Origin of the sequence: Sphaerisporangium sp. NPDC051017, from assembly GCF_040683095.1 — a bacterium.
GTDB lineage: Bacteria > Actinomycetota > Actinomycetes > Streptosporangiales > Streptosporangiaceae > Sphaerisporangium.
On the sequence record NZ_JBFBCI010000008.1, the window covers coordinates 1 to 21894 of the forward strand.

Genomic DNA, 21894 nt, shown 5'->3' on the forward strand with positions numbered 1-21894 from the left:
TTCTGCCTGGTCATGCTGGGAGACGCGATCAACGAGAAGAAGAACAACGGCCAGGCCAAGGAGACGCTGGAGGTCGTGGACGTCGCCCAGCTCCTGATCACCTCGGTGAAGGGCGAGCGGGACCAGCACGGGCAGATGGGCGAGCCGGTCGGCGCCTGAGCGGTCCGTCCGGCGGGGCGTCAGAGCCGGGCCGGAACCGGCCGTCGCGGTGGAAAATCCGCGCCGGCCGGGCCCCGGCTCCGTCCCAAACCCACCTGCGAAAGTCAGAACCCGAAAACCTTTCTCCACATAACGGAGAAATCACGGTAACCTCAACGACGCGCGGCTCAATCGACGGGGAGGGGGCGCGGTGCGCGTTGTCGTTACCGATGCCGAGGTGACGATGGCCGATGTCCTCTCGCTCCGGCTCGCCATCGCCGAGCCGCTGGCCGACGGAACCCGGCTGGTCCTGCGGCAGAGAGGCGCCGGCACCGAGGCCCGGGTGGTGCTCGGCACGTCCGGCGCCGAGGTGCGCGAGGCGTCGGTCGCGGTGTCGCTCGCGCCGCTCGGCCTGTCGGCGGGCCGCTGGGACGCCTACCTCGAACATGACGAGCCCGATCCGCGCCAGGATGATCCGGGCGATCCGGGCGACGACGGGAAGCCCCCGGACGGCGAGGCGGCCCCGCGTCGTCCCTCGTGGGAACGGTCCGGGCGGCGGGTCAGGCGTACGCGGGTCCAGTGCGTGGACCCCGGTTTCTCGCTCGACCGGCTCGACGCCTACGCGCTCAGCCGGCGCACCTTCGCCTATCGCGCCTACCGTACGCGGGGCGGCCACCTCGCCATCAAGATCTCCGAGGTCGAGCCGGTGGCCGACGTCCGGGCGGTGTGGTTCCGCGAGGGCCGGTTCGAGGTCACCGGACTGCTGGCCTACACCGGCTTCGACGACGACGACTCCCACCACACCGCCCGCCTGGCCCTGCGCCGCTCGGCGGGGCCCGAGACCGCGGTGACGGCCACCGCGACCGTCAAGGGCGTGCGCTTCCACGCCGCCCTGTCGCTGGTGGACGTGCTCGCCGCGACGCCGGAGTACGAGGGGCTGTGGGAGCCGTCGCTGGAGGTCGACGGCCTGGACGTGCCGTTGCCGCTCGGCGCCCATATCGACGACGTGGACGGCAAGGGGCGCCGGGTCCAGTACCCCGACACCCGGGTGGACGGGGTGCCGGTCCGCCCGTGCTACACCTCCGACGACGAACTGCGCCTCGAGGTGGGCGGATGAAGATCTGCTTTCTCGTGCCCTCGGTGTACGGCATGCGCGGCGACACGCGGGCCGTGCTCAACCTGGCGGCGGCGCTGGCGTCCCGGCACGAGGTCGGGATCATCAGCGTCAGGCGGGTCCGCGAGAACCCGTTCTTCCCGGTGGACCGCCGGCTGTCGGTGCGCTTTCTGATCGACGCGCGGCCCGGCGTCCGGCACATCCTGCCCGGCGGGCAGATGCGCATCGAGATGGCCCTGTGGCGCGCCCTGCGGGGGATGCGCGCCGACCTGCTCGTCACGACCCGCGCGAGCCTCAGCGTCCAGGCGGCCCGGCACGTCCCGCGCGAGACCCTGCGCGTCGCGCGCGAGTGGAGCCGGCCGCCGGTCCCGGACCCGGTGCGCCGCTTCTACCCCAAGCTGGACGCCGTGGTCACCTCGACCGAGACGGCCAGGGACGACTTCGACCGCCTCTTCCAGGGCTCCGGCGGCCCGAGGCTGGAGGTCGTGCCGGACGCGCTGACGCAGGGCCCCTGGCCGCGCTCGCGCATGGACAACCGCATCGTGTCGGCGGGCGGCCGGTGGCTGGCGGGCAAGGCGTTCGACCAGCTCGTCCGCGCCTTCGCGATCGTGGCGGACAAGCGCCCTGACTGGCGGCTGCGGTTATACGGCGGCGGGCCGGAGGAGAAGCGGCTGCGCGCGCTGGTCGGCAGCCTGAACCTGCACAACAACGTGTACTTCATGGGCACGACGCCCGACCTGCCGGGCGAGTTCGCCAAGGCGTCGCTGGTCGCGGTCACCTCGCTGGCCGAGAGCCCGGGCATGACGGTGATCGAGGCGCTCGGCTGCGGTGTCCCCGTGGTCGGGTTCGAGGGGGCGCGCGGCGCGGGGGAGTTCGTCACTCCTGGCCATGACAGCGTGCTGGTGCCGAGGGGCGGGGACGAGGTCGAGGCGTTCGCGTGCGCGATGCTGGGCCTGATCGACGACGAGCGCCGGCGCATGGTGCTGTCGGCGGGGGCGCGTAAGTCGGCGGCCCGGTACGCCGCGCCGGTCGTCGCCGCGCGCTGGGAGGAACTGGCCGAGGATCTGCGCGGGCGCGGCGCGAAGGCGGCCGGGGCGCGCTGAGGCGGCGCTGAGGGGCGCGGGGGCGCTGGGCCGACCCCGGGTGCGGGACGCGCGCGCCGCTATGGTATACCCCGAACCGGTATTGTAGACGCTATGCATGGGTACAGCGGAGACAAGCAGGCTTATCTGACCAGGCTTCGTCGGATCGAGGGGCAGATCCGCGGCCTTCAGCGCATGGTCGAGGAAGACTCCTACTGCATCGACGTCCTCACGCAGGTGTCGGCGGCCACGCGCGCCCTGCAGGCCGTGGCGCTGGGGCTCCTGGAGGACCACATCGGTCACTGCGTCGCGGACGCGATCAACAACGGCGGTCCCGAGGCGGAGGCGAAGGTCAAGGAGGCCTCGGCGGCGATCGCGAGGCTAGTGCGCTCGTAGTCGTGTCCGGCCGTTTCACGGCCCGCTCGGACTAGTCACGCCGGGGGGTAAGCCGGAGGTAAGAGGCCTTTTCACAAAACCGTCCCGAACCCCCGAGGAGTCCGGGACCAGTTCTGCGACCTTCTTCAGTGACTCACCGAAGTACGCAATCCGAGCGCGTTGTCGAGCTCATCCAACGTGAGCTGTCGTTCGCTGACGGCGACGGCGCTGAGCACCTCCGCGTAGAGCGCGATCTCGTCCAACGCGACACGGTCATGGACTCTCAAGTCCAGGTTGTCGTGCCCCACCGCGTCGTCCTTCCTTTCGCAGCCCACACCCTCTTCGAGGTTACGGCCGGGTGGCTTTCGGCGACATGGCCCATCGGGACCATTCGCCTTGGCCGCCCGTGTACCCGTGGAACCATTTCCAGGATCGTAGATCACAATTCGGCCAAATCCCCAGATAGGGGGACCGGGAATGATATACGCGAGGTAAGTATGAAATGGCCTAATTTAACGTTTAGGTCACGGCGGGCCGGTCAGCTGTGGTGTATCCATTCATCTGAGGTGTCTGAGGCGTCCGGCAGCGGGTCGTCGCGCTCGCCGATCAGGCAGCTCACCGTCGCCGCGGACGAGGGGAACCCGCGCGCGGGCGGCGCCGTCCCGGTGAGCGCGCACCACGCCAGCCCCGTCGCGTACCCCGCCCCCAGCAGCGCCGCCGCCGAGGCCCGGTCGGGCGGGCGCAGGGCGTCCGGCGGCTCGCCGTCCCGGGGCCAGCAACCCCGCAGGGGATGGCCCGCGTCGGCCAGCACCGCGTAGTACGTCCGCCGCAGCTCCGGGTCCAGCAACGGGTACAGCCGCGCCGCCTCCCCGGGCGCCACCTCGTGGACGTCCGCGGCCAGCAGCGACGCCGCGACCGCCCGCGGATCGGCCCCATGGGACGCGACGAACGACAGCGCCTCCACCAGGTCGTACAGGCGATGCCGGAAGTGGTCCTCCGGCGAGGTCTCGGCCAGCACGGCGGCCCTCAGGGGGCGCGGGCAGCGCGCCAGCCAGGCGTCCCTGAGCGCCCGCGCGCCCCGGGCCCGGTGGTCCAGCCACGGACGCGCCAGCAACGGCTCCACCATCGCCAGCAGGGCCCCCGCGCGGGGAGAGAAACGCGGGTCGGGGGCCAGGACGCGGGCCGTCCCGGCCATCAGCCCGGCCAGGCGCAGCCCCTGCCCCTGGGCCCCGTGGTCCAACCGCTCGGCGTACAGGCCGGTCAGCGCCTCCAGCGGCGTCGGCGGCAGCCACCGCACCCAGTCGTCCCCGGGCAGCGGGCGCGCCAGGAACTCGCCGAACATCGACAGCAGGATCTCGTTGCCGTCGAACGCCGGGGCGTAGGCGCACCACATGATCGTGCCCCAGATCGCCGCGACCGCCGCCGTGACGTCCGCGTAGAACGTCTCGCGCAGCGGCCCCGACACCGGCGGGACGTCCTCCTTCGGCCGGCACGCCTCCACCAGCAGCTCGCGCGTCCGCTCGGTGGTCTCGCGGGTCACGTCCGGCCCCACGAACGCCTGGGTGGAGCCCCGGTCGTAGGACATGTCGGACGGGTCAGGCAGCAGTTCGTCCGGGATCGGCGGGGGCGGCTGGGGAGCGCGCGCGGCGGCCCGCACGCCCGGGTCGGCCGGGGGCGCGGACAGGTGCCACGAGCCGTCCGAGGCGTCGTGGCGGTACCAGCGGGCGTGCGCGCCGAACAGCCAGCACGCGCCGTCCTCGGTGCGCAGCAGGCGGGCGGCCATCGCCTGGCCCTGAGTGGGCGCGGGGACGTCCGCCCACCGCGGGTCCGCGACCATGGCGCGGACATCCCGCTCGATCGCCGCGAAGGGGTCCCACTGCACGGCGGCCATGCTACTGGTGACGCATATCACCGGTCCCGGCAGCGCGTCCCCGCCGGCCCCCGGCGAGGGCTCCGAGGGGTCAGGCGCCCGGCAGGGGCATGGCGGCGCGGTGGCGGGCGGCCTTGGCGATGTAGTTGTCCGCCTCGGGGTGGATGGACGGCGCGCCGGCGTCCAGCGCCGCGACGTACGGGGCGGGCAGCAGGGGCTCACTCATGTGACCGAGGATCTCATGCGGCCATGTACCGGTTTCCCCGCCTTACAGGGTGGTAGGCGCTATAAGACCGCATGAGGCCATGCGTTCGGGTTGCGGACTCCGGCAGATGGCAGGAAAGTCGTGTCCTGACGTGTCGCCACCCGATGCACGACCCCCACTCGAATCCAGACCCCCAGGGCTCAGCCATGACGAACCAGCATGAAAGCTTTCCCGACATGATGCACGAGGACCTCGGCTTCGAGGTCGTGATGCGCGGATACAGCCGCCGCCAGGTCCACGACCACATGGTCCGAACGCGCAATCAGATCCGTGACCTGGAGGAACGGCTGGCGCGGGCGATCGACCAGGCCGAGCAGGGCCGTATCGAGCTGGCGGAGGCCCGCCGCCGCCTGGCCGAAGCCCCCCAGGACTACGACGAGCTGGGCCAGCGGCTGAGCGCGATACTGAAGCTCGCCGAGGAGGAGGCCAAGTCCAAGCGCGAGGCCGCGGACGCCGACGCGGCCAAGACGCGCGAGGAGGCCAACGCCGAGTCCGAGCAGATCCTCTCGTCCGCCCAGGCCGAGGCCGAGCGCCGCGTCCACGAGGCGACCGCCGCCGCCGAGCGCCTGCTCGCCCAGGCCGGCTCGGACGCAGAGGAGACGCTGGGCACGGCCCGCGCCGAGTCGGAGGAGACGCTGCGCAACGCCCGCGCCGAGGCCGACCGCACGGTGAAGGCCGCCCAGCTGGAGGCCGAGCGCCTGGTCACCGAGGCCGACGCGCAGGCCGAGTCCACGCGCGAGGCCGCATCCGCCGAGGCCGAGGCGACGCTCAAGTCCGCGCGGGCCGAGGCCGCCGAGACGCTGTCCTCCGCCCAGCAGCGCGCCACGTCGCTGGACGACCACACCGGCCGCCGGGTGACGTTCCTCACCGACACCCACACCGAGGTCATGCGCCGCCTCAACGAGATGGGCTCGGTGCTGACCGACCTGCTCCAGCGGGAGAACGCCGCGGGCCCGCTGATCGACGAGGCCGCGGTGCTGCCGCCGCGTCCCGTCTTCACCCACGTGGACGAGCCGCGGGACGCCGCGGTGGCCGGCGAGCAAGACTCAATGCGGCAGGACTCAATGCGGCAGGACTCGGTGCGGGTCGTGCTCGGCGGCGCGGACGGCGACGCCGCGCATGGCGTGGACGACGCGGACGGTACGGACGACGGGCGGCGCGCGGAGGCCGACCGCGACGCCGAGCGGAACGCGGCCTTCGGGCCCGGCGCGGCGGTGGGCGGGCCGGCGACCGGCCTGGAGGGCGGCGCGCGCCCGGAGGGCCGCGACGAGGACGGCGAGGACCGCGAGGGTACGGTGCTTCCCGTGAGTGCCGCCGCCGCGCACGACGCCTCCGACGACCACGAGCAGTACGTCGAGTTCGAGCGGCACGACGGGGCCGGGCAGGGTCTCGCGGGCCGGCCGATCCGTCCCGACGACACCGTCGAGGTCGCCGGCGACGCCCGGCGGCAGGGGGCGAACGACGCGCACGGGGCCAACGACCACGAGGCTCCGGCGCAGGGGCACGTCCGCGGCTTCTTCGAGGCCACCGACGTCCACGTGCCGGCGTCCGGGAACCGCTCCGGCGAGGACGGCCTCTCGGCGCGCCGTCAGTAGCCCGCACCGCCCGAAGCCCGCACAGCCCGTAGCCCGCACGCCGACAGTAACCCGCGCGCCGGTGCTCGCCGGACGCGGAAACCTCCGCCCCCGATTGGGTCGGAGGTTTCCGCGCTTCCTGCCGCCGGCGTCGCGGGCGTCAGGTCTCGGGATCGGCCGGGGGCGGCGGTTCCCGCCACTCCGGCGGTTCGTTCGGGCCTTCGGCCGGAGGCAGCGGTTCCCGCTGTTCCAGCAGCCGTTCGCGCAGGCCCTTGGAATCGTCGGCGTCGACGGTCATGGCACCGCCCGCGTCCCGTTCCTCTTCGGTGAGCAGGCGGTGCCGGGTGGCCCACCAACGCCCGGCGTCGCTCCTCCAGATGGTCCAGTCGGGGAACTCCCGGGCGATTTCGGCGAGGTGCCGGTCGAACGACATCCCGTCCATCCTTCCCGCGAGGTGCGCCAGGTTTGTACCTTTCACCCTCACGGTGAGGGACATCTCTAGAGAAATCAATGTTCGGTGGGGACAGGTCAACCTAACGCTTGACGTGACTCTTGACTCATGCGTCGAAGTCGTACTGAAGTACGTACGAGGCGGCGTCAATGATCATCTTGTTGAGCTCGACCGCCGTGCCCCCCGCCGCGAAGGCCGACCGGCACACCTCGATCACGGGCGTCCCGGCGGGAAGCCGCAGCATGGCGGCCTCGTCGGGGGACGGCATGCGGGCGCGCACCTCCTCGGTGAAGTGCACGGGCGCGTGGCCGAGGTCGCCGAGGCGCGCGTAGACGCCGCCGGGGCCGGTGTCCGGCACCGTGATCGGCGTCCCCTCCACCAGGTCGGCCGGGAAGTGCGAGGCGGCGAGTTGCACGGGCCGTCCGTCCACGGAGTAGCGCCGCCGCCGCACCCACACCTCCTCGCAGCCGAGCACGCGGCCGACGTCCTCGGCGGCCGTCTCACGCGCGATGACGATGTCGTCCACCGTGAACGGGCGGCCGGTCACGTCCGAGTCCCAGATCGCCTTCCCCGTGCCCCACTGCTCGCGCGAGAGGCGGCGCGAGCCGTGGCGCCGGATCGGCCGGAAATGGCGTACGTACACACCAGACCCGCGCTTGGGCACGGCCACCCCTTCGTTGATGAGAACCGCCAGTGCCTGCCGCGCCGTCGCCCTGGCGATTCCGTACTCCGACATGAGGGCGTTCTCGCCCGGCAGCCGATCCCCATCCCGGAATTCGCCCGCGAGGATCGCCTGGCGCAGACGATCGGCGATCCGGCGATAGATCGGGGGTTCATGTGGTACCGGGGAAGATGCCATCACTCTCTATCACCCTCAGTCACCAACGCCGTCCGCGTCTTCAGAGAACTTGCCCCGCCTTGTCCACGATCGCACAGATACGGAGGTTGGTCCCGTGCTTCTTTTGTGCCAATCGTGTCTGTGTGGTGATCTCCGGGGTATTCTGGGGTCGCTATTGTGGACCGGTCCCGGCCGTCAAGGGTCGCGCGTGCCACCGCCGGGTGGCCAGGCTCGCGAGCGCGGCGCCCGCCGAATTGAGCAGAACATCGTCCACGGACGACACCCGGCCGAGGTGCAATCCATACTGCAACACCTCGACGGTGATCGACAGAAGGGCCGCGAGAAGGGCCACGCGCCACGTCCCGGCGAAGCGCGCCGACCGTACGGGCAGTAGCGCGCCGAGGGCCGCGAAGACGAGAAGGTTGCCTCCCACCTGCGCCAATACCGTCCCCGGTGGGGCCGTCGCGAGCTCGGCGAGATCGCTGAGGGGCAGCAGCGTGACGCCGGAGGCGGATCCCGGCGTCAAGATCATCCAGATCCACGGGATGGTCCCGGCGACGGCGAACACATCGGCGTACGCCGTACGGAATGGATGCGGATGGCTCCGATTGGAGCGCCAGGTGGCCAGTAAGTGTGCCGCGAGCACGGCCGCGGGGAGGGATAGAACTGTAGCTATAACGACATATCCCCAGAGGTGCCATTCGAGGCGCATGAGGGACATCTTTCCGGATAGCCACCGGCCCCGCGAAGAAATGCCCCCCGGTGCCGGACCGGGCCGAGTAATACAACCCTGCCCCCGGGGAAAGCCTTCGTCTCTCGCCGGCGCCACTTCATGACGACTACACCCTGTGCCCGTGAGGGCGGCTCGCGCGCGTATTGACAGGCGGCTCACCTGGGACGCAGTCTGTTGCGCATAGCGCGATGCGTTTCGCCATTCAGAACCCGAGGGGTAGTCGTGGTGACCTCCAGCCTGATCGCCACCCTGGCGGGCGGCCTCTACACCGACGAGTCCGTCTTCGCCCTCGAACAGGAGCGGATCTTCGAGTCGATGTGGTTCTGCGTGGCCAGGGCCGCCGACCTCGACGGTCCGGGAGCCTTCCGCACCGCGCAGGTCGGGCGCGAGAGCGTGATCATCAGCCGCGCCCGGGACGGCTCGGTGCGCGCGTTCCTCAACGTCTGCCGGCACCGCGGCGCCCGCCTGTGCACCGAGGAGTCCGGCCGGGTGCGCCGGGCCTTCACGTGCATGTACCACGCCTGGACGTACGACCTCGACGGCACGCTGATCGCCGCCCCGAACCTGGGCAAGATGCCCGACATCGACCGCACCGAGTACGGCCTGGTCACCGTGCACGTCCGCGAGTGGATCGGCTACGTCTGGGTCTGCCTCGCCGCCGACCCGCCGCCCTTCGAGCGGGACGTCCTCGGCGCCGTGACCACCCGGCTCGGCGACCTCGCCTCCATCGAGAACTACGGCATCGAGAACCTCAAGGTCGGCCGCAGGATCGTCTACGACGTCAAGGCCAACTGGAAGCTGATCGTCGAGAATTTCATGGAGTGCTACCACTGCGCGACGATCCACCCCGAGCTGACCGCGGTGCTCCCCGAGTTCGCCGAGGGGTACGCCGCGCAGTACTACGTCGGCCACGGCGCGGCCTTCGGCGACGAGATCGAAGGGTTCACGATCGACGGCTCGCCGGGCGTGAACCGCATTCCGGGCGTCAGCGACGACCAGGACCGGCGGTACTACGCGATCACCATCAGGCCGCAGGTCTTCGTCAACCTCGTCCCCGACCACGCGATCGTGCACCGCATGTTCCCGCTGGCCGCCGGCCGCACGATCGTGGAGTGCGACTGGCTGTTCCTGCCCGAGGTCGTGGACGGCGGCAGCGACCTCGGCCCGTCCGTCGAGCTGTTCCACCGGGTCAACGTGCAGGACTTCGAGGCGTGCGAGCGCTGCCAGCCCGCGATGGGCTCGCGCGCGTACGCGGCCGGGGGCGTGCTGGTGCCGAGCGAGCACCACATCGCCGACTTCCACGAGTGGGTCGCGGGCCGCCTCGGCATCGCCCGCTGACCGGCGCCGGCGGTCCGTCCCGGAATCGCCCGTTGCCTGGCTTCGGCGGGCCGCCGCGGCATCGCCGCCGGGTTCAGCCCGCGTAGCCCAGGCGGTGGCTGATGTCGGCCGCCCCGGCCATGAGGACGGGCACCAGCTCGTGCATGCGCGCCTCGGTGAAGCGGTACGCCGGTCCCGAGGCGCTCACGGCCGCCACGACCTCCCCGTCGTAGGCCCGCACCGGCGCGGCCATCGCGTTCAGGCCGATCTCGTACTCCTCCAGCGTCACGGCGTACCCCCGCGCGCGGGCCTCGTCGAGCTGCGGCAGGAGCTCGGCGGCGGTGGTGAGGGTCGCGGGCGTGAACCGGGGAAGGCCGGCGGCGGCCAGTAGTTGGTCGCGGTGCGCGTCGTCGAGGTGGGCGAGCAGCACCTTGCCGCTGGAGGTGGCGTGCAGGGGAGTGAGCTGGCCCACCCAGTTGTGCGCGGTGACGGCGGACGAGCCGCGCACCTGGTCGAGGTTCACCGCGTAGTGGGACCGGACGACGGCGATGTTGACGGTCTCGCCGACCTCCTCGGCGAGGCGGCGGCAGACGGGACGGCCCTGCTGGGTGAGGTCGAGGCGGGCGGAGACGCCGCCCGCGAGGCGGATCACGCCGAAGCTCAGCCGGTATTTCCCGCGGTCCTCGGCCTGCTCGACGAGGCTTCTCGCCTCCAGCGCGCCGAGCAGCCGGAAGGCCGTGGACTTGTGGACGCCGATCTCGGCCGCGATCTCGCTGACGCCGGCCTCCCCACGCTGGGAGAGGATCTCCAGCACGCTGATCGCCCGGTCGACCGACTGAACGCCGGCCGACGAATCGTTGCCCATAGCCCCGGACTGTAGGCGGTCGGCGATGGCCGCGTCCATTTGGGTATTCGTTACCTAATGGTTGCGTCTACCGCAACCTTGTGCGTCAATCGCTACAAAGCGAACGTCGATCTCCGTCCGCGCGAGCGCGACGACAGCGAGACGAGGGCAAGAATGTACGACTTCGTCATCGTCGGTGGTGGATCGGCCGGCTGCGTTCTGGCCAACCGACTGTCCGCCGACCCCTCCGTCCGGGTGCTGGTCCTGGAGGCAGGCCGCACGGACTTCCCCTGGGACGTCTTCATCCACATGCCCGCCGCGCTGATGTTCCCGATCGGCAGCCGGTTCTACGACTGGAAGTACGAGTCCGAGCCCGAGCCGCACATGAACGGCCGGCGCATCTACCACGCCCGCGGCAAGGTGCTCGGCGGGTCCAGCAGCATCAACGGGATGATCTTCCAGCGCGGTAACCCGCTGGACTACGAGCGCTGGGCCGCCGACCCCGGCATGGAGACCTGGGACTTCGCCCACTGCCTGCCGTACTTCCGGAAGATGGAGAACTGCACGGCCGACCCGGGTACCCCGTTCCGCGGCCACGACGGGCCGCTGGTGCTCGAACGCGGCCCGTCGTCCGGCCCGCTGTTCGACGCGTTCTTCCAGGCCGTCCAGCAAGCCGGGTACCCGCTGACCGACGACGTGAACGGCTTCCGTCAGGAGGGGTTCGCGGCGTTCGACCGGAACATCCGCCGGGGCCGCCGCCTGTCCGCCGCCCGCGCGTACCTGCACCCGGTGAAGGGCCGCCCGAACCTGGAGGTCAGGACGCGGGCGTACGTGACGAAGATCCTGTTCGAGGGGAAGCGGGCGGTCGGCGTCCAGTACGACGGCCGCACCGTACGGGCCGGCGAGGTGATCCTCTGCGGCGGGTCGATCAACACCCCGCAGCTCCTCCAGCTCTCCGGGGTCGGGAACGCCGCCGAGCTGGAGGCCGCCGGCGTCGCGCCCGTCCACGACCTTCCCGGGGTGGGGGAGAACCTGCAGGACCACCTGGAGGTGTACGTCCAGTACGGGTGCAGGCGGCCGGTGTCGATGCAGCCCGCGATGAAGTGGCGCCGGCGCCTGGACATCGGCGCGCGGTGGCTGTTCCTGCGGTCCGGACCCGGGGCGACCAACCACTTCGAGGCCGGCGGCTTCGCGCGCAGCAACGACGACGTCGCCTACCCGAACCTGATGTTCCACTTCCTGCCCCTCGCCGTGCGCTACGACGGCTCGGCGCCCGCCGGAGGGCACGGCTACCAGGTGCACATCGGCCCGATGTACTCCGACGCGCGCGGCTCGGTGAAGATCAAGGGCGCCGACCCGCGGGTCAAGCCCGCGCTGCGCTTCAACTACCTGTCCACCGAGCAGGACCGGCGTGAGTGGGTGGAGGCGGTCCGCGTCGCCCGCGCCATCCTGAACCAGCCGGCCATGGAGGACTTCAACGCGGGCGAGCTGAGCCCCGGGCCGTCCGTCCGGACCGACCAGGAGGTGCTCGACTGGGTGGCCCGCGACGGCGAGACCGCCCTGCACCCGTCCTGCACCGCCCGCATGGGCGTCGGCGACCACGACGTGCTGGACCCGGCGACGATGCGCGTCCACGGCCTGGACGGGCTGCGCGTGGTGGACGCCTCCGCCATGCGCTACATCACCAACGGCAACATCTACGCCCCGGTGATGATGCTCGCCGAGAAGTCCGCCGACCTCGTCCTCGGCAACACGCCCCTGCCCCCGGACCACACGGAGTTCTACCGCCGCTCGCCCGTCGGCACCGACTAGAGGTGGGGGCGCGGGTCGGCGGGTCTCACGAATGGGGTGGTGTCGTCGTGCGCGTTTCGGTCGGGAAGGGAAACCCGGCAAGCCTTGACGGGGCAGGCGTGAAGGTTGATTCTGTTCCTCATTAAGCATTCCGGTGCGCATTATGCAACCCGAGATGCGGTTTGGAATGGTCCTGGCAGGTCCATGTCCCGGTGGCGCGACCGGCCTTCACTCCCTCGACCCCCCGCGAGGTGACGATGACCGCGACGTCCCCGGCAGAAACCTCTCCGGCGCACGCGAGCGAACGACCGGCGATCCTCGACGTGCGCGGCCTGTGGAAGGTCTTCGGCCCGCGGGCGGCCGACGTCCCCGGCTCCCCGCTCGCCGAGTTGCCGCGCGCCGAGCTCAAGGAGCGCACCGGCTGCGTCGCCGCCGTCCGCGAGGCGTCGTTCTCGGTGCGGCGCGGCGAGGTGTTCGTCGTCATGGGCCTGTCGGGTTCGGGCAAGTCCACGCTGGTCCGCTGCCTGACCCGCCTGGTGGAGCCCACCGCGGGCGAGATCCTCCTGGACGGCGTGGACGTCCGCCAGGCGGCCGGCAAGCAGTTGCGCGAGCTGCGCCGTCACCGGTTCGCGATGGTCTTCCAGCACTTCGGCCTTCTGCCGCACCGCAGGGTGCTGGACAACATCGCCTACGGCCTGGAGATCCAGGGCGTGAAGAAGGCCCCGCGATACGCCCGCGCGACCGAGATGCTCGACCTCGTCGGCCTGACCGGGTACGCGGACTCCTACCCCGACCAGCTCTCCGGCGGCATGCAGCAGCGGGTGGGCCTGGCCCGCGCCCTCGCCGGAGACCCCGAGGTGCTGTTCTTCGACGAGCCGTTCTCTGCGCTCGACCCGCTGATCAGGCGGGACATGCAGAACGAGGTCATCCGGCTGCACCGCGAGGTCGGCAAGACGATGATCTTCATCACGCACGACCTCGGCGAGGCGCTGCGGCTCGGCGACCGCATCCTGGTCATGCGCGACGGCGCGCTCGTCCAGACCGGCACCCCGGACGAGGTGGTGGGCGCGCCCGCCGACGACTACGTGCGGGAGTTCGTCCGGGACGTCTCGCGCTCGCACGTCCTGACCCTGCGCTGGATCATGCGGCCACCCGAGCCCGGCGACGCGCTGGACGGGCCCGAGCTCGGGCCGGACGTCGTCATCAAGGAGGCCGTGCCCACCGTCCTGCGCGCAGACCGTCCCGTACGGGTCGTCGCGGGCGGCGAGCTGCTCGGCGTCGTCGGTGCCGCCGAGGTCCTGGAGGTGATCGCGGAGTGAGGCCGCGCCCCGGACCTCTCGCCGCGAGGCGGGCGTCATGGTGACGGCGACCGCGCCCGCCCGCCGTCCGATGTGGACGCGCCCGTACCTCCTCGCGGGCATCCTCGCCGCCTGGCTCGTCCTGTGGCTGGTCTTCCGGGGCCAGGCCACCCTGCCGCTCGGCGGCGCCGAGCTGACGCCCCTGCACGAGCGCATCGGCGAGGCGGCCGACGTCATCGACGACAGCAGGAACGAGAACCCGTTCTTCCTCTACTTCGTGAACTACATCCGCCTGTTCATCGACCAGTTCGTCACCTTCGTCCAGGCGCTGATCAGCACACCCTCGTTCGGCCGCCCCGTCCCGGCGGTCGGCTGGCTCGGCGTGACCGGCATCGCCACGGCCGTCGCCCTGCTGTACGGAAACCTGCGCGTCGCGCTGCTCACCGCCGCCGGGTTCGCCTCGTTCGGGCTGCTCGGCCTGTGGCGCGAGAGCATGGACACGCTGGCCCTGACGTTCGCCGCCGTCGTCCTGTCCCTGGTCATCGGCATCCCCCTCGGCGTGTGGGCCGGGCTGAGCGACCGGTTCGATCGGCTGGTGAGCCCCGTGCTCGACTTCATGCAGACCATGCCGACGTTCGTGTACCTCGCGCCGCTCACGCTCTTCTTCCTGATCGGCCCGGCCAGCGCCACCGTCGCGACGATGATCTACGCGGTCCCGCCCGCGATCCGCATCACGTCCCACGCCATCAGGGAGGTGCCCCCCGAGACCGTGGAGGCGGGCGCCTCGCTCGGCTCGACACCATGGCAACTGCTGACCAAAGTGCGGCTGCCGCTCGCCAAGCGGACCGTCATCGTCGGCGTCAACCAGACCATCATGGCCGCCCTGTCCATGGCGACGATCGCCGCGCTCATCGACGCGCCCGGCCTCGGCAAGACCGTCCTCAAGGCGCTGGAGACGCTCGACGTCGGCACGTCCTTCAACGCCGGCCTCGCCATCGTGATCATGGCGATCGTGCTCGACCGGGTGACCTCCGCCGCCGGTCGCCGCGTCGAGACCGCCCGACGCGCCGGGCGCGTCCGACGCCCGCTCTGGCGCCGCGTCCAGGTGACCGCCGTCCTCGCCGTCACCGCCGTGCTCGTGTACCTCTCCCACGTGTACGTGTGGGCGGCAGTCTTCCCGGGCGAGGCCGACCTCGGCGCCCACGTGCGCGGGGCCGCCGACGCGGCCGGCCAGTGGGCGCAGGCCAACCTGTACACCTACACCAACGCCCTGAAGAACGCCGTCACCTACGGCCTGCTGAACCCGTTCGAGGCCGTGCTGACCGGCTCGCCGTGGTGGCTCGTGCTGCTCGTCGTCACCGCGGCCGCCCTCGTGCTCACCACCGTGCGCGTCGCCGTCGTCTGCGCCGCCTGCCTGGCCCTGCTCGTCGCGCTCGGCCTCTGGCAGGACGGCATGGTGACGCTCGCCGCGACGCTCGTCGCCACCGTGCTCGTCATGGCGCTCGGCGTCGTGACCGGCGTGTGGATGGGACGGGACGGCCGCGCAGACCGGGTGATCCGTCCGATCCTCGACGCCGGGCAGACCATGCCCGCCTTCGTCTACCTCGTACCGATCCTCGGCCTGTTCGGCGCGACGCGCTTCACCGCGATCATCGCGGCCGTGGTGTACGCGGCCCCCGTGGCGATCAAACTCGTCGCCGACGGCATCCGAGGCGTGCCGGTGAGCGCCGTGGAGGCCGCCACGGCCGCCGGGTCGAGCCCATGGCAGGTCGTCTCCAAGGTGCAGCTCCCGATGGCGCGCCGGGCGGTCACCCTCGCCGCCAACCAGGGCCTGATCTACGTGCTGGCCATGGTCGTGGTCGGCGGCCTCGTGGGCGCGGGCGCGCTCGGGTACGACGTGGTGTCCGGCTTCTCCCAGCTCCAGCTCCGCGGCAAGGGCCTGGCCGCGGGCCTCGCGATCGTCGTGCTCGGCACCATGCTCGCCGCGCTCACCAAGGCCGCGGCCCGGCGCGCCGACGCCGCCGCCCACGGGCGGCACTGACACCCCCTCAGGAGGACCTGATGAAAATCTCCAGAGTCGCGCTCGCCGGAGCGGCCTGTCTTCTCGTATCCGCGTGCGCCGGGGCCAAGGTGGGCGAGACCACGGCGGCCCCGGCCGCGTCCGGCTCGGGCACGCCCCCGGCCGGGCAGGCGTGCGGCACGCTCAACCTCGCGATCAACCCCTGGGTCGGGTACGAGGCCAACGCGGCCGTGATCGCCTACGTCGCCGAGAAGCGGCTCGGCTGCGCGGTGACCAAGAAGGACCTCAAGGAGGAGGTCGCCTGGCAGGGCTTCGCCACCGGCGAGGTCGACGCGGTCGTGGAGAACTGGGGCCACGACGACCTGAAGAAGAAGTACATCGAGGACCAGAAGGTCGCCGTCGAGGCCGGCGCGACGGGCAACCAGGGCATCATCGGCTGGTACGTGCCGCCGTGGATGGCCGGGAAGTACCCCGACATCACCGACTACAAGAACCTCAACAAGTACGCCGACCTGTTCAAGACCTCGGAGTCCGGCGGCAAGGGGCAGCTGCTCGACGGCGACCCGTCCTTCGTGACCAACGACGCCGCGCTGGTGAAGAACCTGGGCCTGGACTACAAGGTGGTCTACGCCGGGAGCGAGGCGGCGCTGATCACCGGATTCCGGCAGGCCGAGGCGCAGAAGAAGCCGATGATCGGATACTTCTACGAGCCCCAGTGGTTCCTGTCCGAGGTCAAGCTGGTGAAGGTGAACCTGCCCACGTACACCGAGGGCTGCGACGCCGACGCCGCCAAGGTCGCGTGCGACTACCCGCCGTACGAGCTCGACAAGATCGTCAGTAAGAAGTTCGCCGACGCCGCCGGTCCCGCGTACCAGCTCGTCAAGAACTTCACCTGGACCAACGACGACCAGAACCTCGTCGCCAAGTACATCGCCGAGGACAAGATGACCCCCGAGGCCGCCGCCGAAAAGTGGGTCACCGCCAACCCCGACAAAGTAAAACCCTGGCTCCCGACGAACTGACCACACCCTGCCATTCCGGTGGATGGCCCGCGCTGTACCCGTAAATTGGCCTGACCTCCACGCTTTCTGCGGATACGGCGACAGGCTGAGCGTGGTAACCATGTACTTGGCTACCTAAGACTGCTGATAGGTGCACATGACTGGACACGGGTACATCCGGCGGCGGCCGTCATCGAAGAGGGTGATTCTCATTTCGTCCTGTGCGTTACTGCTGGCGGCATGCCGCCCTCCGCTAGGGGACGATCTTCCCCGGCCTGTCGGAGTCGGCCGCACGGGCGACGGTCAACTCAGATTCGTGGTTCCGTTGTGCGACGGTGAGACCATCTCCTCGTTCGAGGTGGCGGACTGGGAAACCGAACGACTCGTATGGAAGGTGTCAGAGCCCAACCGGCCAGACGAGCAGAAGGGAATGATCGTGCTGGGGGACGCGCGGGGTTTCTCGAAACAAGAGAACTCCTTGACGTCCCCCGTTCCGCCTCACCTTGACGTCGGAGTTCGACTTTCGAGCGAGCGTCCCACCGGCTCCGCATTCCTGCGGGACAAAGTGCCCGAGAATCTCGCCGACAGCACCCAGGTGGTCAACTGGATCGGAAAGGCGACTCCGCAATCAGAAGAGTCTTTCCGCCAGGAGGTCGACGCCGACTACTGCTGAGCCGGGAACGCGCATAATGCCGGTGATCGGCGACCCGATCGCCTGATCGAGCCCACTGGCCCGCCCGGACGATTCTCGGTCGTCCGGGCGGGCCAGTTCAGCGGTGATGATTCACCCTGGTCGGACGGCACGCAGACCGGCGTAGGGCGCGGCATGATCGCCTCCCTGTTACAGCACACCTCTAACGTCGGGGTTCGCGTCGAGGATCGCTTCCGCGACCTTCCAGAGGCGTGGGAGGAAGGTGAGGACGTCGGTCGCACGGCGGGTGAGGGCGGTCGGGGTTGGGATGTCGAGGTCCGTGCGGAGGGCGGCGAAGCCGGGGGTGAACGTCGCGTAGGTTTCCGGGGTGTCGTGGGCGAGGATCTTCAGGCAGCGGGCGTAGGTGGCGGCGGTCCAGAAGACGCCCTCGCGGTGGTCTCCTCGGTCGATCAGCGTCTGGCCGCCGTCCACGGCGATCGGGCGGGCCGCCGGGGTGATGTCGGAGGAGAAGGGGAACGGGGTCGCGGCGACGCGGGCGGCGGCGTCGAACGCGGCGGTCATAGCGCGCAGGTGCTCCCCGCCGCGGCGGCGGGTCATGTCCGCGCATCCGAGCAGGGCGAGAAGCTCCTCGTGGACGTCCGCGTGACCGTACTCCTCCAGCAGCGTCCGCGCGGCGAGGTAGCGCAGGCGGATCGTGGGGTTGCGCAGGCCCGCCGTGAGCAGGACGTGCGTGGTGACGCCGGTGGGGAACAGCCAGGCGGTCACCTGGTCGTGGGGCGGGTCGCCGACACGGAGGGCGCCAGGCCCGTCGGCGGTCCTCGCGCGCATGGTGCCGGGCCCCCTGGCCGTCCTCAGCGCGCCGAGCCCGTCGACGATCCTCGCGCGGGCGGCGGCGCAGCGCCGGAGCACCCACGGGCGCTCGGCGTACCGCGCGGCGCAGCGTTCGTGCAGGTCGGTGAGGCGGCCGGTGGGGTCGGCGAGGACGGTGTCCGTGCGGAAGCACCCCGCCAGGTGGTAGTCCGCCAGGACCGCCTCGGCGGAGGGGATCTCGTTCCAGGTCAGGTACGTGACCTCCAGCAGGACCCCGTCCCAGCAGAACTTCCCGAGCTTCGCCGGGGGCCGCGGGGCGGTGGTGACCACCATGACGTCAATGTCGGAGGCGGCGGGCAACTCGGCGTCCTCGGGCAGCCAGACGGACGAGCCGCTCAGGAACGCGCCGGCGAAATCCGGAGCCGTGGACGCGTGCTCCCTTACCCATCGGGCCGCCACCGCCCGTGCGTGCCGGACCTTCATCGCGGCCTGGGGAGGGTTCTGGTCATATTTCCCATCATCGCGTCCCGGCGGCGGTGCGCCTTGATCGCGCGGGGCGCGTCGTCCCTCGCCGGGCGTCAGGTTGTATGATTGACTTCCTTCCCACGCCTAAAGGCGGGGGAGTCCAACCTTCACAGGTCGGGGTTCCTGCTTCCCAGGCGACCGCACCCGGGCGGACCCGGAGTGTCTGACGTCACCTCCACAGGCGGACACGGCAAGACCTGCCGCCAGGATGTTCTTCGCCGCGTTGACGTCCCTGTCGTGCAAGGTGCGGCAGCCCGGGCACGTCCAGCGCCGGGTATCGAGGGACAGTACGGCGAGCAGATGCCCGCACGCGCTACAGGTCTTCGAGCTGGGGTACCAGCGGTCGATCACGACCAGGTGACGGCCGTGCTTGGCCGCCTTGTACTCCAGCATGCGGCGGAAGGTGCCCCATCCGGAGTCGGAGATCGCCTTGGCCAGGCTCCGGTTACGGACCATGTTCTTGACCGCGAGGTCTTCGATCACGATCACGTCGTGGTCGCGGACCAGCCGGGCGGAGGCCTTGTGCAGGAAGTCGGCGCGAGCCGCTTTCACCTTCCGGTGGGCGCGCGCCACCTTCGCCTTGGCCTTGGCCCGGTTGTTCGACCCGCGCTGTTTGCGGGCCATGCGCCGCTGGTAGCGGGCCAGGTTACGTTCCCGCTTCGCCAATACACGCGGATTGGCGATCTTCTCGCCGCCGGAGGTGACCGCGAAGTGCTTGACTCCGAGGTCCACGCCGGCCACGGCACCGGTCGCCGGGGCCTGCTCGGGGTCGTCCACGTCCACGGCGAAGGACACGTACCAGCGCCCGCACGGGTCACGGGACACGGTCACCGTGGTCGGGTCGATCGCCGCCGGGTCCACATCCGGCCAGGACCACACGAACTCCAGCGGCGCGTCCATCTTCGCCAGCGACAGCCGCCCGTCACGGTAGCGGAAACCCGACCGGGTGTACTCCGCGCTCTGCCGCCCGGTCCGGGACTTGTAACGCGGGTATCTGGCGCGTCCGGCGAAGAAGTTCGTGAACGCGACCTGCTGGTGGCGGATCGCCTGCTGCAACGGAACCGACGACACCTCGTTCAGCCACGCCGTCTGGTCGCCGGCTTTCATCGCCGTCAGGTGGGCGTTCGCCTGGACGAAGTTCGTCGTGACCCGCTCGCCGTGGTAGCGGGCGCGCCGCCAGGCCAGGGTACGGTTCCAGACGAAGCGTACGCAGCCGAACGTGCGGTTCAGCACCGCAGCTTGTCCGGGTGTCGGGTAAACCCGGCACTTGTACGCCGTCCGCATAGATCAACCTTAACAGAACGGCACGGTTCCTATACACACCGTGACCGTACCGTCCGGCTTTCCTCCCAAGGGCTAAAGCCCGAGGTCTCCAGCCTTCAGGGGAGTTTCGGTGAATGAGGCAGAAGGGCACAGCATACGGATCTGGGAGAGCGTGGCGTATGAACGCTGAGGAGCCGGAGGCGGAGGTGCTCGCCGTCACACGGCGGTCGCTGCACGCGGTCGCGGAGCTGGTCATGGCGGGGCCGCAGTACCGGACGAGCGGGACGATCCGGCTGAGGGTCGTGCCGGGGGGTTTCCGGACGGTCGCCGCGCCGGAGCTGCGGGTCGAGGGAGACGCGCTGGTGGCGGGCGGCGGCGTTCGGGTGCCGCTCGACGGGCGGACGCCCCGGGAGGTCGGCGCGGCGGCCGGGGTGGAGCCGGGCGCGCCGGAGAACCTGTACCACGACGGGTCGGGGGCGTTGGCGGACGACGTGCTGGGCGTGGATTCCACGGCCGCCGGGTATCTCACGCGGTGCCTGGTATCGGGGGATGAGGCGCTGCGCCGGCTCGCGCCCGAGGCCACGCCGGTGCTGTGGCCCGAGCACTTCGACCTGGGCATCACCGTGGACGAGATCAACTATGGGGTCTCGCTCGGCGACGGCTACCTCGGCGTGCCGTACGCCTACGTCGGCCCGTGGGAGGTGCGGACGGGCGAGTTCTGGAACGCGCCTTTCGGCGCTGCTCGTCCCTTGAGCGACCTTCATGACCTTCACGGCTTCTTCGCCGAAGGCCAGGAGCGCGCCGCCACGGACGGACGAAAATAGCGTCATGAACCAGTGGCAGGAGACGCGGGAGCGTCTGCGCGAATTCGCCCTCGGTTTCCCCGCGGCGCACGAGGAGTTCCCCTGGGGCGAGAGCGTGGTCAAGGTCAACAAGAAGATCTTCGTCTTCCTCGGTCTGGAGGAGCCGACCGAGAAGTGGGGTCCCAAGCTGTCCGTGAAGCTGGGCGAGTCGAACGGGCACGCGCTCAGCGTTCCCGGCGCGGCCCCGACCAGCCACGGCCTCGGCAGGTCCGGGTGGGTGACCGTCCCGTTCACCGATGACATGCCGGACTTCGACGTGCTGTGCGACTGGGTGGAGGAAAGCTACCGGATCGTCGCCCCCAAGCGCCTGGTCGCCGAACTGGACGCGCCGGAGGGCGGGCGATGAGCCCGGCCGCGGCAGGTGGTCGCCGCCCACGTCAGCCCGGCGTAGGCGGGTCGGTGGGCGAGGGGATCGAGGCTCTCCTGCTGACGGGAGGGCTCGGGTCGGGCAAGGCGACGGTCGCGATCGTTCAGTAGTCGGTCGCGGCGTCGATGATCCAGGTGGCCAGGTAGCGGGCGAAGGACGCTCGGACCAGGATCCAGAACTCGTCCTCCTCGCGCACCATCAGGACGACCTGGGCGCGGGCCAGCATGGTCTGGGCGCACTGGCCGGGGCCGAAGACGCTCGGGTGCAGGTCAAGGGCGCAGCCGTGGGCCAGCAGGTCCCGGGCACCGGGGCCGGCCACGCGCACGGTCGTCCGCTGAGCGGAGACGTCCGTCAGCAGGACGTTGTCAGCGGTGGTGTGCCGGCTCGGGGCGTCGTCAGCGGCGATGTTGTGCGGGCGCAGGGGGGCGAGGGGGTCTCTTGGCGCAGGGCCGAGGTCGCCGATGGCGAGCCACTCGTCGGGGCCGAGCCACAGGATGTCGGCCTCCCCGGAGTGCCGCCACGTCCCCGGTTCGATCGGCAGCCGGTCCGCCCACGCGGCCGGGAGCCGGGCGGGGTCGGCGCGTACGTTCGTCTGGCGCAGGAACGGGATCTCGCGGACATCGAGCTGCGCGTCGGACACGCTCGCGAAGCCCGCGAGGGGACTGATCCGCTTCAAATACAGGTCAGCCGTCACAGGGGGTCC

Annotated in this window: 22 protein-coding genes; 12 read left to right on the forward strand and 10 right to left on the reverse strand. The window is 70.8% G+C overall.

The genetic code is table 11. The features are described 5' to 3' along the window. Positions 1–349 precede the first annotated feature (349 nt). The 3 genes from AB0M95_RS09555 to AB0M95_RS09565 all read left to right on the forward strand — a co-directional run bounded on the left by AB0M95_RS09555 (position 350) and on the right by AB0M95_RS09565 (position 2730). Positions 350–1255 carry a hypothetical protein gene (locus AB0M95_RS09555; protein ID WP_363761586.1) on the forward strand — a complete coding sequence of 302 codons (906 nt, stop codon included), beginning with the start codon at positions 350–352 and terminating at the stop codon, positions 1253–1255. Further along, positions 1252–2355 carry a glycosyltransferase gene (locus tag AB0M95_RS09560; RefSeq protein ID WP_363761588.1) on the forward strand — a complete coding sequence of 368 codons (1104 nt, stop codon included), beginning with the start codon at positions 1252–1254 and terminating at the stop codon, positions 2353–2355. Before AB0M95_RS09555 ends, AB0M95_RS09560 begins: the two co-directional genes overlap by 4 nt. A gap of 93 nt (positions 2356–2448) precedes the next feature. Continuing rightward, the gene (locus AB0M95_RS09565) at positions 2449–2730 is read left to right on the forward strand and encodes a metal-sensitive transcriptional regulator (protein WP_358527195.1); all 282 of its coding nucleotides are present in this window, start codon (positions 2449–2451) and stop codon (positions 2728–2730) included. A gap of 125 nt (positions 2731–2855) precedes the next feature. Here AB0M95_RS09565 and AB0M95_RS09570 read toward each other — a convergent pair whose 3' ends face one another. The 3 genes from AB0M95_RS09570 to AB0M95_RS09580 form a co-directional block, all read right to left on the reverse strand. After that, entirely contained in the window at positions 2856–3044 is a 189-nt protein-coding gene (locus tag AB0M95_RS09570) for a hypothetical protein (RefSeq protein WP_363761909.1), read from the reverse strand. 203 nt (positions 3045–3247) lie between these two features. Continuing rightward, on the reverse strand, positions 3248–4600 hold the full coding sequence (locus AB0M95_RS09575; protein ID WP_363761590.1) for a hypothetical protein: 1353 nt from the start codon (positions 4598–4600) through the stop codon (positions 3248–3250). 70 nt (positions 4601–4670) lie between these two features. Further along, positions 4671–4805 (reverse strand): hypothetical protein, encoded by a 135-nt coding sequence (locus AB0M95_RS09580; RefSeq protein WP_363761592.1) that lies wholly within the window; start codon positions 4803–4805, stop codon positions 4671–4673. Between the two features lie 185 nt (positions 4806–4990). On the opposite strand from AB0M95_RS09580, the gene AB0M95_RS09585 reads away from it, so the two are divergent. Further along, entirely contained in the window at positions 4991–6439 is a 1449-nt protein-coding gene (locus tag AB0M95_RS09585) for a hypothetical protein (protein ID WP_363761594.1), read from the forward strand. 139 nt (positions 6440–6578) lie between these two features. Here AB0M95_RS09585 and AB0M95_RS09590 read toward each other — a convergent pair whose 3' ends face one another. The 3 genes from AB0M95_RS09590 to AB0M95_RS09600 all read right to left on the reverse strand — a co-directional run bounded on the left by AB0M95_RS09590 (position 6579) and on the right by AB0M95_RS09600 (position 8239). Next, on the reverse strand, positions 6579–6851 hold the full coding sequence (locus AB0M95_RS09590) for a hypothetical protein (RefSeq protein ID WP_363761596.1): 273 nt from the start codon (positions 6849–6851) through the stop codon (positions 6579–6581). A 124-nt stretch (positions 6852–6975) separates the two neighbouring features. Beyond that, the gene (locus AB0M95_RS09595) at positions 6976–7728 is read right to left on the reverse strand and encodes a GntR family transcriptional regulator (RefSeq protein WP_358527205.1); all 753 of its coding nucleotides are present in this window, start codon (positions 7726–7728) and stop codon (positions 6976–6978) included. 151 nt (positions 7729–7879) lie between these two features. Next, positions 7880–8239, reverse strand: a complete 360-nt coding sequence (locus AB0M95_RS09600) for a VanZ family protein (protein WP_358527207.1) — start codon at positions 8237–8239, stop codon at positions 7880–7882. Between the two features lie 423 nt (positions 8240–8662). On the opposite strand from AB0M95_RS09600, the gene AB0M95_RS09605 reads away from it, so the two are divergent. Further along, complete coding sequence (locus tag AB0M95_RS09605; RefSeq protein ID WP_363761597.1) at positions 8663–9778, forward strand: aromatic ring-hydroxylating dioxygenase subunit alpha; 1116 nt, start codon at positions 8663–8665, stop codon at positions 9776–9778. A 73-nt stretch (positions 9779–9851) separates the two neighbouring features. On the opposite strand, the gene AB0M95_RS09610 is transcribed toward AB0M95_RS09605, so the two are convergent. Further along, complete coding sequence (locus tag AB0M95_RS09610; protein WP_358527211.1) at positions 9852–10622, reverse strand: IclR family transcriptional regulator; 771 nt, start codon at positions 10620–10622, stop codon at positions 9852–9854. 153 nt (positions 10623–10775) lie between these two features. Between AB0M95_RS09610 and betA the strand changes: the two genes are divergently transcribed. The 5 genes from betA (at position 10776) to AB0M95_RS09635 (ending at position 17384) form a co-directional block, all read left to right on the forward strand. After that, positions 10776–12413 (forward strand): choline dehydrogenase, encoded by a 1638-nt coding sequence (gene betA, locus AB0M95_RS09615; protein ID WP_363761598.1) that lies wholly within the window; start codon positions 10776–10778, stop codon positions 12411–12413. A 236-nt stretch (positions 12414–12649) separates the two neighbouring features. After that, complete coding sequence (locus AB0M95_RS09620) at positions 12650–13711, forward strand: glycine betaine/L-proline ABC transporter ATP-binding protein (protein WP_363761599.1); 1062 nt, start codon at positions 12650–12652, stop codon at positions 13709–13711. Positions 13712–13748: 37 nt separating this feature from the next. Beyond that, the gene (locus tag AB0M95_RS09625) at positions 13749–15731 is read left to right on the forward strand and encodes an ABC transporter permease subunit (RefSeq protein ID WP_363761600.1); all 1983 of its coding nucleotides are present in this window, start codon (positions 13749–13751) and stop codon (positions 15729–15731) included. A 20-nt stretch (positions 15732–15751) separates the two neighbouring features. Continuing rightward, positions 15752–16732, forward strand: a complete 981-nt coding sequence (locus tag AB0M95_RS09630) for an ABC transporter substrate-binding protein (RefSeq protein ID WP_363761601.1) — start codon at positions 15752–15754, stop codon at positions 16730–16732. A 295-nt stretch (positions 16733–17027) separates the two neighbouring features. Continuing rightward, entirely contained in the window at positions 17028–17384 is a 357-nt protein-coding gene (locus AB0M95_RS09635) for a hypothetical protein (protein ID WP_363761602.1), read from the forward strand. A 168-nt stretch (positions 17385–17552) separates the two neighbouring features. Here the strand turns inward: AB0M95_RS09635 and AB0M95_RS09640 are convergent, their stop codons facing one another. Further along, positions 17553–18656, reverse strand: coding sequence for a hypothetical protein (locus AB0M95_RS09640; protein ID WP_363761603.1), 1104 nt, complete (start codon positions 18654–18656; stop codon positions 17553–17555). Between the two features lie 126 nt (positions 18657–18782). Continuing rightward, a complete protein-coding gene (locus AB0M95_RS09645; RefSeq protein WP_363761604.1) occupies positions 18783–19982 on the reverse strand; it encodes an RNA-guided endonuclease TnpB family protein in 1200 nt (399 codons plus the stop codon). Between the two features lie 158 nt (positions 19983–20140). Between AB0M95_RS09645 and AB0M95_RS09650 the strand changes: the two genes are divergently transcribed. Further along, positions 20141–20785, forward strand: coding sequence for a hypothetical protein (locus AB0M95_RS09650; protein WP_363761605.1), 645 nt, complete (start codon positions 20141–20143; stop codon positions 20783–20785). Between the two features lie 4 nt (positions 20786–20789). Continuing rightward, on the forward strand, positions 20790–21170 hold the full coding sequence (locus AB0M95_RS09655) for an MmcQ/YjbR family DNA-binding protein (protein ID WP_363761606.1): 381 nt from the start codon (positions 20790–20792) through the stop codon (positions 21168–21170). Between the two features lie 124 nt (positions 21171–21294). On the opposite strand, the gene AB0M95_RS09660 is transcribed toward AB0M95_RS09655, so the two are convergent. After that, on the reverse strand, positions 21295–21885 hold the full coding sequence (locus tag AB0M95_RS09660; protein ID WP_363761607.1) for a sarcosine oxidase subunit gamma family protein: 591 nt from the start codon (positions 21883–21885) through the stop codon (positions 21295–21297). Between the last annotated feature and the right edge of the window lie 9 nt (positions 21886–21894).

Bases quoted from the DNA above. Each gene is read 5' to 3' on its own strand.
- AB0M95_RS09625 (WP_363761600.1), top strand. From the start codon at position 13,749: ATGGTGACGGCGACCGCGCCCGCCCGCCGTCCGATGTGGACGCGCCCG.
- AB0M95_RS09640 (WP_363761603.1), bottom strand. From the start codon at position 18,656: ATGAAGGTCCGGCACGCACGGGCGGTGGCGGCCCGATGGGTAAGGGAG.
- AB0M95_RS09650 (WP_363761605.1), top strand. From the start codon at position 20,141: ATGAACGCTGAGGAGCCGGAGGCGGAGGTGCTCGCCGTCACACGGCGG.
- AB0M95_RS09655 (WP_363761606.1), top strand. From the start codon at position 20,790: ATGAACCAGTGGCAGGAGACGCGGGAGCGTCTGCGCGAATTCGCCCTC.
- AB0M95_RS09595 (WP_358527205.1), bottom strand. From the start codon at position 7,728: ATGGCATCTTCCCCGGTACCACATGAACCCCCGATCTATCGCCGGATC.
- AB0M95_RS09585 (WP_363761594.1), top strand. From the start codon at position 4,991: ATGACGAACCAGCATGAAAGCTTTCCCGACATGATGCACGAGGACCTC.
- AB0M95_RS09560 (WP_363761588.1), top strand. From the start codon at position 1,252: ATGAAGATCTGCTTTCTCGTGCCCTCGGTGTACGGCATGCGCGGCGAC.
- AB0M95_RS09580 (WP_363761592.1), bottom strand. From the start codon at position 4,805: ATGAGTGAGCCCCTGCTGCCCGCCCCGTACGTCGCGGCGCTGGACGCC.
- AB0M95_RS09600 (WP_358527207.1), bottom strand. From the start codon at position 8,239: ATGATCTTGACGCCGGGATCCGCCTCCGGCGTCACGCTGCTGCCCCTC.
- AB0M95_RS09630 (WP_363761601.1), top strand. From the start codon at position 15,752: ATGAAAATCTCCAGAGTCGCGCTCGCCGGAGCGGCCTGTCTTCTCGTA.
- AB0M95_RS09575 (WP_363761590.1), bottom strand. From the start codon at position 4,600: ATGGCCGCCGTGCAGTGGGACCCCTTCGCGGCGATCGAGCGGGATGTC.
- AB0M95_RS09565 (WP_358527195.1), top strand. From the start codon at position 2,449: ATGCATGGGTACAGCGGAGACAAGCAGGCTTATCTGACCAGGCTTCGT.
- betA (WP_363761598.1), top strand. From the start codon at position 10,776: ATGTACGACTTCGTCATCGTCGGTGGTGGATCGGCCGGCTGCGTTCTG.
- AB0M95_RS09590 (WP_363761596.1), bottom strand. From the start codon at position 6,851: ATGTCGTTCGACCGGCACCTCGCCGAAATCGCCCGGGAGTTCCCCGAC.
- AB0M95_RS09610 (WP_358527211.1), bottom strand. From the start codon at position 10,622: ATGGGCAACGATTCGTCGGCCGGCGTTCAGTCGGTCGACCGGGCGATC.
- AB0M95_RS09645 (WP_363761604.1), bottom strand. From the start codon at position 19,982: ATGCGGACGGCGTACAAGTGCCGGGTTTACCCGACACCCGGACAAGCT.
- AB0M95_RS09620 (WP_363761599.1), top strand. From the start codon at position 12,650: ATGACCGCGACGTCCCCGGCAGAAACCTCTCCGGCGCACGCGAGCGAA.